The organism is Bacteroidales bacterium, from assembly GCA_014860575.1.
Lineage (GTDB): Bacteria > Bacteroidota > Bacteroidia > Bacteroidales > JAAYJT01 > JAAYJT01.
Genome location: JACZJK010000046.1, coordinates 45,772 through 61,325 on the forward strand (window position 1 = coordinate 45,772; position 15,554 = coordinate 61,325).

A 15,554-nucleotide genomic window follows, 5' to 3' on the forward strand; every position below is an offset into this window, starting at 1 on the left:
AAGAAAGTTTGATTCAGGACCTTTTGGCCTTACTTGTTTCTAAAATGGAATTTAGCTTCAAAACCAGAATCTCCAATCCACCCTTGAAAGCAAAGTTTATTCAAAGTCAGGATAGGATTGTTGCATAAAATATAAAAGCCGCCTCAGTGAACCGGAATAACCAGTTTCTGAGGCGGCTGCAACTGATTTGTCTATTGCTTTATCAACTTTTCGACTCCAATATCACTCCCTTGCATTACCTTTATCAGGTAAATACCTGGCTGTCTGTCAGAAAGATCAAAAAGGTATTGCTTCAATTCAGGCAATTCAACATTCATGATGCTTTCGCCAATCAAACTGAAGATTTCAACTTTGATGGTTGAGATTTCAGAAAACTCGCTGAGCTCAAGTGTAAACTGGCCAGTATTGGGGTTTGGATACACCTTAAAGAATGAATCCTTCTCAGCTATTTCAAACGGCAGAGGATTAGGCAAAGGTTCTTGTTCAAAAACTATTGCTTTTGGATTACTACAGTATTCTCCGGTTTGGTCAATATAAGCATGAACGTATGATCCGTTCTTAAAATGAGTGCCGTCTTTCATAATAATATTCTGACCCGCAATGAGATAAACCACTGCGCCGTTTTGAGCAATGAAGGTAGTTCCAGCTCCTGCTGTGGTAATGGTTTGTGCTGCTTCGTAACAAGTAGTCTGGCCGCCCGGAACAGTTATATTCTGCAAATTGATGTTTGGATCAGGCAAAACGAGGAAGATATAATCTTCTGTTTCGCCATCTTCAAATATACCTGAACCGTTCCAGTTTGAAGGAACCGGTTGTTCGGTAATGGAAATCCTGGCCCAAACGTAACCCGATGCCGGACCGATAAAGAACGGAGGGGGAAATGTTGCCGACAAGGGCCCTACAAAGCCATTGGGAATTATATGATTGACAAGAACATGTTCGGGAACCTGTTGACCACCCGTGCAGGTTGAAAAACCTGTCCAGATGCCGTTGTGATCCCAATCAAACAACACATTCACATACCCAACTGTATTGTTGGGCATGAGGTTTTGAAGATGGAATTCAATATTTCCGCCCCAGGAAGCGGTTGTACATATATTACCCAATGGCGCAGCTGGCGCTCCCGGACATGCAACAATAACCTCGGCACCCGGAGGGCCCACAATAGTAAAAGCACCTGGGTGTAGCAGTCCTGCATCTCCATCATTGAAACATTCGTCCTGATTGTACATGTTGGGGTTGAAATTCGGGCATAAACCTGCGTTGCCCTCTGGTTCAAAATCAACTGAAGGCCCAAAGAATGCCCCGAAATTATTATGTTGAATGAAACTTCCCGGAGGGCCAACATTGATACATGTAGGGAATTGACCCAACATGCCACTTGCAGGATATGCAAGTGCATCTTCCGGTGCATCACCAAAGTCAAATTCTTGCACAGGGTTGCCAGTAATCACGAACGACAGGCTTAAGCCCTCAAGTGTGATTGGGTCAATAAGCATTTCCCACACATCAGCCAAATCCGGTAATTGCCATACAGCAACATCATTAAAATGATCAGGCGATGTTTTCCACCCAATTCTAAATTCATCGCCTCCGGAAAGTTCTAATTGGAATCGGATTTCATGAACAATGCCTTCAAGCCCTTCAATCGTCAACAGATCAGGATTATATTGCATACCAAAGTTTGTTAATATCAAGGTTTGAAAACCTGTAATTGTACTTGCCTGTATGCCCACAACCATGCCCGCATCATACAATGTTGCAACCACATTGCCCGGAGTATGAGCTTCGGTGATATCAACTTCGACCCAGGAAATTTTGCCGGAATAGGCACTCAGATCAACCACAAGCATAGCCGGGTGTAAAATAATTGCATCGGATAAAATTGTAAAACTTGCAGGTGGATAAGTTGGATGATCCTGAATGCTCATCACAGCCTGATCTTCCATCCAGGTCTGATAGGCACTAATATTGGGATCAATATTATCGAGCGTCAGTATTACATCCTGATACACAATTCCGCCCCCGTCAGAAATGTGTGCTGTGATAACAAGCCAGTAAATGTTTCCTTCTTCCTGCAGGAAAGGTTCAGTAAAATTCATGATATCAATTCTGAAACAAGAGAAGTGATCAATAGGGTTGATTTCAGGCAAATACGGATCGAACCAGCCCTGTGGATGTTCAAAATCAAATTGCCAGTTATATTCAGACGGTGAAAAATCCCTTACCCACAAAAGGTTGCCCGGAATACTGTAGCCTGTTGGGCTCACCGCTGCCGGAATATCACTGTAAATCTGGATTTCAAAATTAACACCAAAATCAGGAGGTATCATATCACCGGGGAATGAAACCCAGAAGTGGAAATCCTCAACATAACCGGTTTCGGAGCACATCCAATCGTCACCAATTCTTGCAGGATGTGTGATGTTTATATCCCATCCATTGGGGTCAGGATATTGCGGGTAGTGCATTTTGTGGATGATGGGTTCGTTGATTTTAATCCGGTAGTCTTCCACTTCGCCGTCGGGTGCTGACCCATCGTAATTTAACCCCTGGATCGAACTATACCTGAACCTTGCATAAGTCATTCCAGGTACAGCGTTGGCTGGAACAGGGATTGTCCCGAAAATTCCAGGGGGAAACGGGAAACTTGCGGCCAGGTCAACCAAAACGTGTTCTCCCGGGTCAGCCCAGGTTCCGTTGCCATTCCAATCGAACCAGGCATTTATATATCCTGCACCTGCAATATTTGATAATGTGAAAGGTGTAGTTTGTCCAGGTACAAACGAACCTAAAAATATAATACCATCTTCATCATCGTTGCCATCCATATCATCGCCTATTGCAAAAAGGTCAGGCTGGCCGTCAAAATCAATATCAACACCCGATCCAAGGTGCATCCCAGATACAACATAATGCCTTGCCCCGTTATTTGCGAGCAAGGTTGGGTAAGGCCCATCAGGTGCATCCCCAAAATCGTTATCTACTTCCTCAATATAAATTGCGTAATCTTCAACTTCTCCATCCGTCGCGAATCCTGTAAAGCTTATTCCGGATATTGAACTGAAACGAAAACGGGCAAACGTAAGGCCTGCAACCAGGTTGTTCGGAACAACAACATTATATACGAAGTTGCCGGTATTCACCGGTTGGTCAATGATTACATGTTCACCAGGGTCAGACCAGATTCCATTGGCATCCCAATCAAACCAGCCATTTATATATCCCGTACCGTTTACCACAAACTGAACCGACACACTCTGAGACGGCACAAAAGCATTTAAAAAGGTTACGCCATCCTCATCACTAAGTCCATTCAGATCATCACCTGTTGCGTTAGGATCGGGTTGTCCGTCAGGCTCTCCATCAATCAAAGTGCCCAAATATATTCCGGGAACAATCTGGTGGTGAGCGCCACCATTTGCCAATAAAGTTGGATAGGGCATGTCAGGTGCATCACCAAAGTCAATTTCAAACTCTTCGGAGGTAATAACAAATGCCATATCGGAAAACCTTGGAGGTGGTGGTGTGGGCCAGACTATTGTTTGCCAGGGACCTCCTGAAGAACTAGCTGCTCCGCAGTTGATAGGCCACTGATCCCTATTTGCCTCCTGCCAGCGCCAGACAGCGGGGTTTAGCATATCATTTGGCATAGCCAGGATACGAACCCAATAGGTGGTTCCGGCAAGTTGCATAAATGGGGCAGGTAGTATAAAGTCATATTTATAAATAGGAGAACCATCAGAACTGTTCATTCCGGTAAACTGTTCGGATATGGTGTTAAAAGGAACAACAAAACCAGCAACTGTAGTACCCGGTAGACAACTGGCATCAGTATAAAATTCTATCAGGAAATGATTAATCCCAGCACCACGCTTTTCGAAACCATTTACATTCAGTTCATAATTTCCCCACCAATGAATGTCTGTTACCAATCCGCCATAGCAGATCCAGTCGTCTGCTATCCAGGAAGTAGGATCGGCATGCAAGCCGGGAAGATTAGGCTCAGGAAGCTGACGCCATTTAATATCACCGTACTCTTCAACAATAACATTGTAATCTTCAACTTCACCATCAGGCGCAGTCCCTGTAAACGAAAGACCTGGTTGCGTGCTATAGCGGAAACGCGAATAATTGAACCCTGGCAAAGTGCCGGGCGGAGCTATGAAGGTGAGATAGTTATCACCTGTTTGCAAAACCAGATCACTAAAGACATTTTCTTGTGGGTCAGCCCAGCTTCCATTCTGATTGAAATCAAACCACCCGCTGAAATAAGCATAGTTTGTTGACACATTTACTTTTATCTTGCAGGGGTTGCCAGCGGCCAGCGGCCAGAGGAAAGTAACTCCATCCTCATCATTCAGATTGTTTAGATCGTCACCGTCAGCATTGGGTGTAGGCTGCCCATTCGGTTCAGCGTCAATCAAAGATCCAAGATAAACAGTAGGATTGATTAAATGACGGGCGCCATTGTTTGTCAATAACGTAGGATATGGCCCATCGGGCGCATCTCCAAAGTCATATGGGTCCTGATCGTCACCAATATATACCATGTAATCCTCTACCTCACCATCATTAGCCGGTCCATTAAAGGATAAGCCTGGCTGTGTGCTAAAACGGAACCGGGCAAAGGTGTTACCAAAAACCGCATTTGCAGGAATCAAGAAAGTAACACCGTATGTTCCAATCATAGGTGAGTCTAACAAATGATGCTCACCAGGATCTGACCAGTTGCCATTTGCGTTCCAGTCAAACCATGCATTAACATATCCGTTGGTTGAAACCGTAACCCACATATGTGCCGATTGGCCGGGAATGAGAAGTGTATTAAAAACAACTCCATCTTCATCGTCATTGCCATCATTATCATCGCCTAAAGCATTTGGATCAGGTTGTCCATCAGGTTCTGAATCTATTGAATTGCCCATATGGATACCAGGAACAATCAAATGTCTTGCGCCGTTGTTCAAAAGTAGTGTTGGGTACGAACCATCGGGAGCATCGCCAAAGTCGTATGGGTCAGGTATATCATCCCCAATAAAAACCTGGTAGTCTTCAACTTCACCATCAGGTGCCGGGCCGTATTGATTATAAAACAGCAAGCCGCCAGTGGAATTAAATCTGAACCGCGCAAATGTATTTCCAGTAACAGCGTTGGGGGGAACTGCAAAACTCAGGCTATTAACGCCTGCAGTAAGGTTCACATTCTGAAAAATAAATTCTCCCGGATCGCCCCAAACATTTAACTGGTTAAAATCAATCCAGGCATTCAACACACCCGAAACCGAAGCAATTACTTGTACGGTAGCATTCTGGCCTGGAATGAGTGAACTGGTAAATATTACTCCATCATCATCGTTGTTGCCGTCGTTATCATCGCCGGTTGCAGTAGCATTAGGCTGACCGTTGGTTTCAGGATCAATAGAATAACCCAGGAAAGTCACACCATCAATAATATGGCTTGCTCCGTTGCTGCTTATAAGGGTCGGATAAGGAGGATCAGGCGCATCGCCAAAGTCCAGCTCGTCCACTTGTTCACCATATGTCTTTACGCATACATCCCATTCAAAACCTGTTATCCCCTGGCCAAGCTGAAACCAGGAACTACCATCATGGCTCATCCAGCAAGCCCCGGATTCAATAGTTGGGTAAGCATAGCTGGTCACCTGCCACTCTGTGGGAACAGGACTCAAATTAGTAGGCGTATTATAATAAACTTTCACAAAAAAATCATTTCCATTGCTTATACTAACCTGCGAAGGCAAATCCAATGTAACATAGCCTGCATTGGCGATGGTTTGATTGGCAATACTTCCAAGCAGGTTTGATAATACCCCGCCTGAAAAATCATCATAAATCTGAAATCCAATTGTTGTTCCATCTTCAACGATATAGGTTCCCAGTTTTTGAATATTATAGCTTTGGCTTGCAACATATTTTGCCAGGGCATATCCGGTAGTATTGGAATAACCTGCTGATCCGGTTGAACCCAGATGGTCATAATAATTAATCACCCTGGTTGAAGAATAATTGATTTTATTGGGCCAGTAAGCAACCTCATCATTTACTCTGGAATCTTGGTAGGCAATATAAAAATAACCAGCCTGGCCCCAGCCTGTGCCCCAGCTATTTTTTATAATCCATGCACCAACTCCCCCGGAAGTAACCTTGGTATCATTCCAGCCAACCAGTGTAACTGCATGGTTATGAACCGCACTTCCCGAATAGAAGTATGTATAATTGGACTGGTTGTAATACAACTGATCCCAGAAAAAAACAGTGTACAATGCTCCATGGGCCATAATGGCTTGTTTGATTGTGTTCATATTTTTCGGTAAGAAAACTGCATCCGTCATATACATTGCGGGCGGATTGCCATTATAGGTGGAATAATCGCTAGGGTAATAGGGGTCATCAGCTTCATATATCGGCCCAGAACCTCTTGACAGGTATGCAGTAGACATGTAGGAATTTCCACCCTGGCAAGGAGTCCAAAAGAAACCATGGGTTTGTTTCAGGTTGTTTTCAGAGAGATTATAAGTGCCTTGTCCTTTGAAAAGCAACATACTCTCGGAAGCACCCATGGTTGCAAATGCCCAGCATGCACCACATAAACCCTGATCTTTTACTGATGTCACAAAACTCTGACCGCCAACATTTCTTAGATCATAACTTGCCGGTAGTTGCCTGGTTTCCTCAGGCTCTTTATCAACAGTTTGAAACCGGAAAGGAGATGGAATATACCCAAGGCTGTAGCCTTCGTCAGTAGTATTTCTCCAAAGCCCCTGATCAACAAGTTCAAGGTATCGGATGTAATCAGGATTGATTGGTGAAGCCTCAGGTAGTTGAGCAACCAGCTTGTTAGATGCGATAACGGTAAGGATAATTACAATTATCCATTGTAAAGTTACTTTTTTCATAACCAGCAGTTTTTTGCAGGCTATGCCTGCAGGTTAATAATTAATTTTAATGAACATGTTCTGCAGTGAGTGGGCCCGATCAGGTGTTTGTTGCAGAACGAAGTGTGGAAGGATGCCAAGATGGGGTTGATGAAATCAGAATGTAAATTTACAACATTAAAAAGCTTATTGCAAATTTATTGGCATATTGGTGCGCGAGGTGTCAGATTAGAGAAACAAGCAGTTATAGCAACTTATTTACTCCTGAAAAGTAAATAATTAAAAGCCATCTGTGCCTGACACAGATGGCTTGTTTTTAACTGCACAAAAGTTCACTGAAACTATTGCTTAATCACCTTTTCAATCCCCACATCATTGCCTTGCATTACCCTGACAAGGTAAATACCTGGTTGCTTTGCTGACAGATCGAACAGGTATTGTTTCATTGCCAGAAGCTCGACATCCATGATTCTTTCACCAACAAGGTTGAAAATTTCAACTTTGATAGTTGAGAATTCAGAACGCTCACTGAGTTCAAGTGTGAACTGGCCAGTATTCGGATTTGGATACACCTTAAAGAATGAATCCTTCTCAGCTATTTCAAACGGCAGAGGCTTAGGCAAAGGTTCTTGTTCAAAAACTATTGCTTTTGGATTACTACAGTATTCGCCGTCTTGCTCAATATATACATGAACGTATGATCCGTTTTTAAAATGAGTGCCGTCTTTCATAATAATATTCTGACCCGCAACAAGATAAACCACTGCGCCGTTTTGAACAATGAAGGTAGTTCCCGATCCTGCTGTAGTGATTGTTTGAGCTGCTTCGTAACAAGTAGTTTGGCCGCCCGGAACAGTTATATTCTGTAAATTGATGTTTGGATCAGGCAAAACATGGAACATATAATCTTCTGTTTCGCCATCTTCAAAAATGCCAGAACCGTCCCAGTTTGCAGGGACTGGCTGTTCCGTAATGGAAATACGGACCCAAACGTAGCCCGAGGCGGGACCGATTGTGAAGGGAGGGGGAGATGTTGCAGACAATTGACCGCTAAAACCATTGGGAATTAAATGATTGACAAGAGCATGTTCAGGAACCTGTTGGCCACCAGTGCATGTTGCAAAGCCTGACCAGATGCCGTTGTGATCCCAATCGAACAGCACATTCACATACCCAACAGTATTGTTGGGCATAAAGTTTTGAAGTTGGATATCAATGTTGCCACCCCAGGAAGCAAGTGTACATATATTGCCCAGTGGCATAAATGGTATTCCCGGACATGCAACAATAACCTCGGCACCCGGAGGGCCCACAATAGTAAAAGCACCTGGGTGCAGCAGTCCTGCATCTCCATCATTGAAACATTCGTCCTGATTGTACATGTTGGGGTTGAAATTCGGGCATAAACCTGCGTTGCCCTCTAGTTCAAAATCAACTGAAGGCCCAAAGAATGCCCCGAAATTATTGTGTTGAATGAAACTTCCCGGAGGGCCAACATTCATACATGTAGGGAATTGGCCAATCACACCGCTTGCCGGATAGGCAAGAGCACCTTCGGGGGCATCACCAAAGTCAAAAAATGCGTCTATGATTTCAACGATATAATCTTCAACCTCGCCACTTGGCAAATATCCATCAAATATGTTGGCTGGCAATGTCCATGTACTCAGTCGGAACCTGGCAAATGAAGGCCCTGCAACTGCATTGGGCGGAACTATAAAATTATGAATAAATGTTCCTGTTGAAACAGGCAGGTTCAGCATGATTTGTTCGCCTGGATCACTCCAGCTTCCGTTACGGTTAAAGTCAACCCATCCTTGTAGCAGGCCTGAACCTGTTACTGTTACCTGAATAGCTACATTTTGCCCGATGTACAATGGACTCAGAAACACAATTCCATCTTCGTCTTGCAGGTTATTATTATCGTCACCCAATGCATTGGGGTCGGGTAGGCCATCCGATTCATAATCAATCACATTTCCAAGGTGAAGCGGTCCCCACCAATTTGAGTGACAGGCACCATTGTTGGCCAATGTTGTTGGATATGGTAATGGTGCATCGCCAAAATCCATTGCCGACATGATTTCGAATGCCATCTCCGAATGTGTATTATTACTGGCCCAGTATAATGGACTCCAAACAGATGGAACACCTACAACGATCACTCGCTGAACGGCTGGACAGAGTGCGGTTACACGGCTTCTCGAGGATTCCATCCATTTCCAGCGGGCCGGTACATTCGGATTATTGCAGCGAGCTGAGATATCCAGCCAATATGTACTTCCGGCTTGCAGTTGAACAGGAGTTGGTAAATAATACTCATACCTGTAGATCATTTCACCCATGCTATTGTAATTTCCTGTTGCAGTTTCATTCACAGAACCTAACAAAACATCAGCTCCCCAAATCTCAGGATCGGCTGGCAGGCAACCTGGGTTTGAATTGTGCAAACTCAGATGAAATCGGTTAATTCCCAATCCCGGAATTTCATAGCATCCGTACCACACAATTCCCGACACATTACCTTCGTAGCTGATGAAGTCATCAGCATTCACCAAAATCTGAAGTTGCCCGCTTACCACTGCATCATGGCAGTGTATTCCACTCCAGTTACTGTATGTTTGTTTGTGTGGTTGCGACCACTGATATAAAGTATTTAGGTTAAATGAGATAGCATAGTCTTCAACCTCGCCGTCGTTGGCCTGCCCTGTATAACTCAATCCTCCTGCAGTGCTGAAACGGTAGCGTGAAGAATATGGAAATGGAGTGAAACCTGTATTTGCATTGCGAGGAATGATAAAGCTGACATAATTATCGCCCGGGCTGAGTGGTACAGATGTAAATATTTGTTCTCCTGCATCATTCCAATCACCATCTTTATTAAAATCCATCCATGCATCCAACAATCCGCTGGTTGAAGCATTTACTTTCATGTTCATCGGATATCCTACCGACATATAGCTGTGCCAGTTTGTGAGCGCCCCATCTTCGTCTGCAAGATTATTTTGATCGTCGCCCAGTGAATTTATGTTAGTCAAACCTTCTACTTCTGCATCAATTAAATTTCCAAGATGAACACCAGAAACAATGAGATGTCTGGCACCATTGCTAGCCAGCAGGGTTGGATAGAAGTAATTGTTCCAGGGTTGATCGGGGGCATCACCAAAATCGTATTGCGGCAGGCCGGCAATTGTAAGCATGTAGTCTTCAACTTCACCCGAAGGAGCAAACCCATTATTACTTAAACCCTGCACCGAACTAAATCTTACCCTCACAAATGTATTGCCGGGTGTTGCATTTGCCGGGATTAAAATACTGAACCCCATGGTTAGATTGGTTGAAACTGCATCAATAACTACATGTTCGCCCGCGTCTGCCCAGTCGCCATCGCAATTAAAATCAACCCAAATATTTATAAAACCACCAAGCATTGAGGCTTGAACCAGCCAGTTATAGGATTGTCCCACCGTAGCAGGGGATGTATAACTTAGCCCGTCCTCATCCTGCAGATTGTTTGTGTCATCTCCGGAGGCATTTGGTGTAGATTGTCCGTCGGGCTCATAGTCAATTAATGCCCCCATAAAGTACCCCGGAGGATTATTACCATGACTCGCGCCATTGGAGGCAGCAAGTGTAGGATAGGTTGGATCAGGCGCATCGCCGAAGTCAAAATCCGGGGGTGGCGGAGCATCTAAGAGCAATAAATAATCTTCCGTTTCGCCATCTTCAAAGACACCCGAACCATCCCAGGGAAGCAACACAGGTATTTCGGTGATGCTGAACCTTGCCCAGACATAACCCGCATTTGGCCCTATCAAAAAACCAGGCGGCATCAGCATTGACAACGGCCCATTAAACCCGTTGGGAACAGGAAAGTTGATGAGTACATGTTCAGGAACATTTACACCTCCGGGGCAGGAAGATACTCCACCCCATATCCCATTCTGATCCCAGTCAATAATAACATTCACAAGGCCACCAGTCATGTTAGGCATAAAGTTTTGAACCTGAATGTCAATGTTCTGACCCCAGATGGCTTGTGTGCAGACAGGACCAAGGGTCATCCCATTTGACCCGGGACAGGTCACTACCGTCTCGGCTCCCGGAGAACCCACTATGGTAAATGCACCAGGAGTTAAAAGGCCGGCATCTCCATCCTGGAAGCACTCATCCTGATTATAGGTATTCGGGTTGAACATCGGGCACAAACCGGCATTGCCTTCGGGTTCAAGATCAACTGAAGGCCCAAAGAAAGCCCCAAAATTACTGTGTTGAATCCATGAATTCGGAAGGCCAACATTGATGCATGTAGGGAATTGACCCAATACGCCACTTGCAGGATAGGCAAGGGTACCTTCAGGTGCATCACCAAAGTCGTAAGGATCAGACATAGGTTCCTCTATAAAAACCTCATAGTCTTCCACTTCCCCGTCAGGAGCTGGTCCATAACCATCATAAAAGAGAAGTCCGCCGGTGGTATTAAATCTGAACCGCGCAAATGTATTTCCGGGAACCCCGTTGGGTGGAACAGCAAAACTCAGATTATTAACACCTGCAGCAAGGATTACATTCTGGAAAATAAATTCTCCCGGATCGCCCCAAACATTCATATGATTAAAATCAATCCAGGCATTCAATACACCTGGAACTGAAGCAATCACTTGCAAATTAGCATTTTGACCGGGCATAAGCACACTTGTAAATATGACACCATCATCATCGTTATTGCCGTCGTTATCATCTCCGGTTGCAGTAGCATTGGGTTGTCCGTCGGTTTCAGGATCAACAGAATAACCCAGAAAAGTTACGCCATCAATTATATGGCTTGCTCCGCTGCTGCTTATAAGGGTCGGATAAGGAGGATCAGGCGCATCACCAAAGTCCAGATCGTTTGAAGGAGGAGGAATATTGGTGATGGCCAAAAACAAATCCGGCCTTGGCCCAATGTTGCCACTTGGGCCAAACACTTGAGGCGTGCCGAAACTTACAAGCAGGTTTCTCATATTTATCGGCAACATTGGTGTTCCTGAAATATTGGCCACATAATATCCCTGAACACAAGCAATTGCCCCTGCAACACAGGGTGCGGCACTGGATGTTCCTCTAAAGTCAGCCCGATAATAATAATTGGGGCCCTGGGCTGAATAATAGGTGCCATAACCGGTGGTCATCACATTTTCACCCCATCCCTGCAAATCAAAGCGCTGGCCATAAGATGTGCCCCAACTTCCGGAATATGCAGTGGTGATGCGCTGTAGGTCATTTCCGCTGCTTGCAGTCCCGGCTCCGACGATTATTGCTCCGGAATTCCCATACCAATTTAGCATACCTGTATTCACCTCTCCGTTTCCGCCAGCTTGTACTACATGTATTCCATTTGCTACCGCAGTTTGAATGGCCGAGTAAACACCATTATTTGTTTGCGGATTCGGTGAGTAATTAAGCCACCATTCAATTGGCACAAAACCACCTGTTCCGGTGTAATCCCATTGCTGTTCGAGCAGGATAATATCGCCCGCAGATAGATTAGCTATGGCAACTGCGATGGCACCCGGAACATTCCATGTGGCGGTTGGAGAGCCATAATTGGTGCCACAGGTCAGCAGGTTTGCACCGAAACAGATTCCGGTAGTACCCCATCCATTATTATCGGCAACGAGCATGCCTATAACCGCAGTGCCATGATTATTATCGCTAAATGGATCAACAACATTGGTATTGATTTGCGATCCCACAGCTTTTGTAATGTCCGCATGATTATAATTCCAACTATATTCCAGATTGCAAATTGTAATACCTGAGCCGGTTCCACCGGGCACAGTCCAGGCATAATTGGCATCCAAACCAGAAGGTATGATGCTGGCCTGTTTGAGATATCCCTGCAATGATTGATAATTGCCAGGTAGTGGCAGTGCCATTGGTTTAGGAACCGGTCGGGCAGAAAAAATACCTGGCAGGGCTTCGAGCTTTGTCGAAAGTTCCCAGATATCATTCCCTTTGGGAATCTGAAGCCTGAAGATATTGTTCAGGTTGTAAAGTTTTTGTCCTGTATTTCGCTCCCCGTCTTCAGCCCATTTATCAATGAGGTCTTCATCCACTTCGCTGAAGCGCTGCCACTCAAACCAGAATAAAGTACTTAGCACCGCATCAACGCCATTCATCGCATCTGATGTAAGATCTGTGGTCAAACCATTCCGCAGCCTGACCCTGGATGATTCAACAAACATTATCTCAATAAGATCATCCTCACAAAGATAATAGGCCGGTTTAGGCTCATTTGCTTGAGCATCGTGGCTTTGTGAATTGCCGATTACTGAAACACTGTAGGTCAGTAATAAAATTAATACGAATTTTTGGTTGCTGTTTCTCATGGCAATGTTATTATCCAGGCAAAGCCTGGTGGTTAATAATTAATTGTAAATGAACTTATTCTGCAGTGAGTGGGCCCGGTCAGGTGTTTGTTACAGAACGAAGTGAGGAAGGATGCCAAGATGGGGATTGTAAAAACGACTGTAAATGTACGACAAAGAGGGGCGATTTCCAATACATTTCCAAAAAAATCAAGCTTATTTTAAGCTTTAGTCCTGATAATAAGTGCCGGAAACAAACGCATAAATATTCGAGGCATTACAGGATGGTTCTATACTTAAAATTTTTACCTTTGAAAAAACATAAAAAAACTCTTTAACTAAACTAACATGGAGATAACTTTCCCCGGAGGACTTAAAGTCCAGGCCAGCTATAAAGGCCACACCATTCTTACCGATCAGCCCGCTTTTGCCGGTGGCGAAAATTCTGCACCAGCGCCATTCGATTTGTTCCTTGCTTCCATTGGAACATGCGTGGGCATTTATGTTAAATCATTTTGCGAACAACGCGGCATTGACACCAAAAACATTGTGATCAAACAAAACATGCAAACTAACCCACAAAGCCGGTTGATCAGCAAAATAGCATTTGAAATGCACCTTCCCGACGAATTTCCCGAGAAATATAAAGATGCGCTGGTTCACGCTGCCAACCACTGCGCTGTAAAAAGGCATATGATGAATCCACCTGAATTTGATTACAATATTATTATAGGACATGAAAACAAAGAATAAAACTGCTTTGGCAGAAAAGATAAGGGAGTTTCTTACCCATAAAAATGTTGCTGTTGGAGGTGCTTCGCGCGATCCAAAGAAATTCGGCAACATCGTATTGAAGGATCTTTTGGCAAAAGGATATGCAGCCGTTCCGGTTAACCCCAATGCCGAAGAGATTGACGGACACAAATGCTATCCGAACCTCAGCGCATTGCCGAAAGAAATTGACGCACTTGTGCTTGTAACTCCTCCGGTCCAATCGCTCTTGCTCCTCAAGGAAGCCATAGCCAGGGGTTTTCAGCATGTATGGCTGCAGCAGGGTTCAGAAGATAATGCAGTAATTGATTTTTGCATACAGAACAACCTGAAGTATGTGAGCGGGAGATGTATTTTGATGCACCTTGAACCGGTAAAAGGGTTTCACGGTGTTCACCGTTTTATAAGTAAGGTTTTTGGAACTTTCCCCAACTAAACTGAACCACAATGGCAGCCGCAGTTAGCCCTAACCTCAGTCAGTGTTTAAAAGTAGGAGAATGCCTGACGCATTTTAAGTTCAGGGGCTGGTTCTATGAGCGGGAATTCCTGAATTTTGAGGCTCCGCTTGAAACACGCCTGAGAACCTATTTTTATTCGGTTGCCATCTGTCATCAAACCCAGAAGTTGTATAACAAAAAGCTAAAGTTATGGGGATGGGAGTACATTGAACACACTTTTACACAACTCGGAAAGAATAATTCCCCTTTTCTGCAACGGGGAATAATTGCTTCACTTCCGTTTAACGATTTATGCAACCGGCTGGCTTCAATGTTTTCTGATGATTTCAGCCCGCTGAATACTACACTCGATCGCGTGGCTGAACGCGCATCGTTCCTGGCCGAAACAGATTATATCCTCGAAAGTCAGTTCAAAGGCAGTATTCATTATATCATTAAACACTCGAAACAACGGCTGTTTGCTGACGGCATAGGGCTATATGAATTACTGGGTACATTCAAGGCATACTCCGACCCCATGCGCAAGAAAAGCACATTTCTGTTGAAATTAATACAGGATGCCGGGCTGCTGAAGGTAAAAGATCCAGAGAATTTTATCCCGATAATGGATTACCATATGCAACGCGTTATGCTCCGAACCGGTTGTGTTGAAGTAAACGACCATAAACTTGCATCAAAACTCAGGAATCGTCAGCCTGTTGATAGTGACGCAAAAGTTAGAATGGCATGCATTGAGGCTTTCCGGATCATCGCAAGTGTATCGGGCAAGCCCATTGTTGAACTCAATGATTTTTTCTGGTCATTAGGCCGCAGTTGTTGCAATAAGGAATTGTTTTGCCAGACTGGTCACTGTGAGAAAGATCCCTGTACTTTCGCCCGAATGGTAAACCACGACCCTCATGACAACTGCTCACTCGCTGATGTTTGCCTTGGCATGGAACAGGAAAGTTACAGGCAGATGTGGCAACCGGTGGTGGAGACACATTATTACTAGCTTTGGCATGTCTTAACAATTTCTTAATATTGAATTAAAGAAAGCTTAATACACATCTTAGCCCTTCCAACCAATCACAGTT

At 44.4% G+C, this 15,554-nt stretch carries 5 protein-coding genes; 3 read left to right on the plus strand and 2 right to left on the minus strand.

All coding sequences use genetic code 11. The annotated features are described in order from the left end of the window. Positions 1 to 191 precede the first annotated feature (191 nt). Positions 192 to 6,920, minus strand: coding sequence for a T9SS type A sorting domain-containing protein (locus IH597_12610; protein ID MBE0663292.1), 6,729 nt, complete (start codon positions 6,918 to 6,920; stop codon positions 192 to 194). Between the two features lie 320 nt (positions 6,921 to 7,240). Beyond that, entirely contained in the window at positions 7,241 to 13,270 is a 6,030-nt protein-coding gene (locus IH597_12615; protein MBE0663293.1) for a S8 family peptidase, read from the minus strand. Positions 13,271 to 13,597: 327 nt separating this feature from the next. Between IH597_12615 and IH597_12620 the strand changes: the two genes are divergently transcribed. From IH597_12620 to IH597_12630, 3 genes are read left to right on the plus strand one after another with little or no spacing between them, the layout of a single operon-like run. Continuing rightward, positions 13,598 to 14,002 (plus strand): OsmC family protein, encoded by a 405-nt coding sequence (locus IH597_12620; protein MBE0663294.1) that lies wholly within the window; start codon positions 13,598 to 13,600, stop codon positions 14,000 to 14,002. Then, positions 13,986 to 14,456: a CoA-binding protein gene (locus IH597_12625; GenBank protein MBE0663295.1), complete on the plus strand. Its 471-nt coding sequence runs from the start codon at positions 13,986 to 13,988 to the stop codon at positions 14,454 to 14,456. Before IH597_12620 ends, IH597_12625 begins: the two co-directional genes overlap by 17 nt. An 11-nt stretch (positions 14,457 to 14,467) precedes the next feature. Further along, the gene (locus IH597_12630; GenBank protein ID MBE0663296.1) at positions 14,468 to 15,472 is read left to right on the plus strand and encodes a hypothetical protein; all 1,005 of its coding nucleotides are present in this window, start codon (positions 14,468 to 14,470) and stop codon (positions 15,470 to 15,472) included. Positions 15,473 to 15,554: the final 82 nt, after the last annotated feature.

Excerpts from the sequence above, each read along its gene's own strand:
- IH597_12620 (MBE0663294.1), top strand. The coding sequence starts at position 13,598 with ATGGAGATAACTTTCCCCGGAGGACTTAAAGTCCAGGCCAGCTATAAA.
- IH597_12625 (MBE0663295.1), top strand. The coding sequence starts at position 13,986 with ATGAAAACAAAGAATAAAACTGCTTTGGCAGAAAAGATAAGGGAGTTT.
- IH597_12630 (MBE0663296.1), top strand. The coding sequence starts at position 14,468 with ATGGCAGCCGCAGTTAGCCCTAACCTCAGTCAGTGTTTAAAAGTAGGA.
- IH597_12610 (MBE0663292.1), bottom strand. The coding sequence starts at position 6,920 with ATGAAAAAAGTAACTTTACAATGGATAATTGTAATTATCCTTACCGTT.
- IH597_12615 (MBE0663293.1), bottom strand. The coding sequence starts at position 13,270 with ATGAGAAACAGCAACCAAAAATTCGTATTAATTTTATTACTGACCTAC.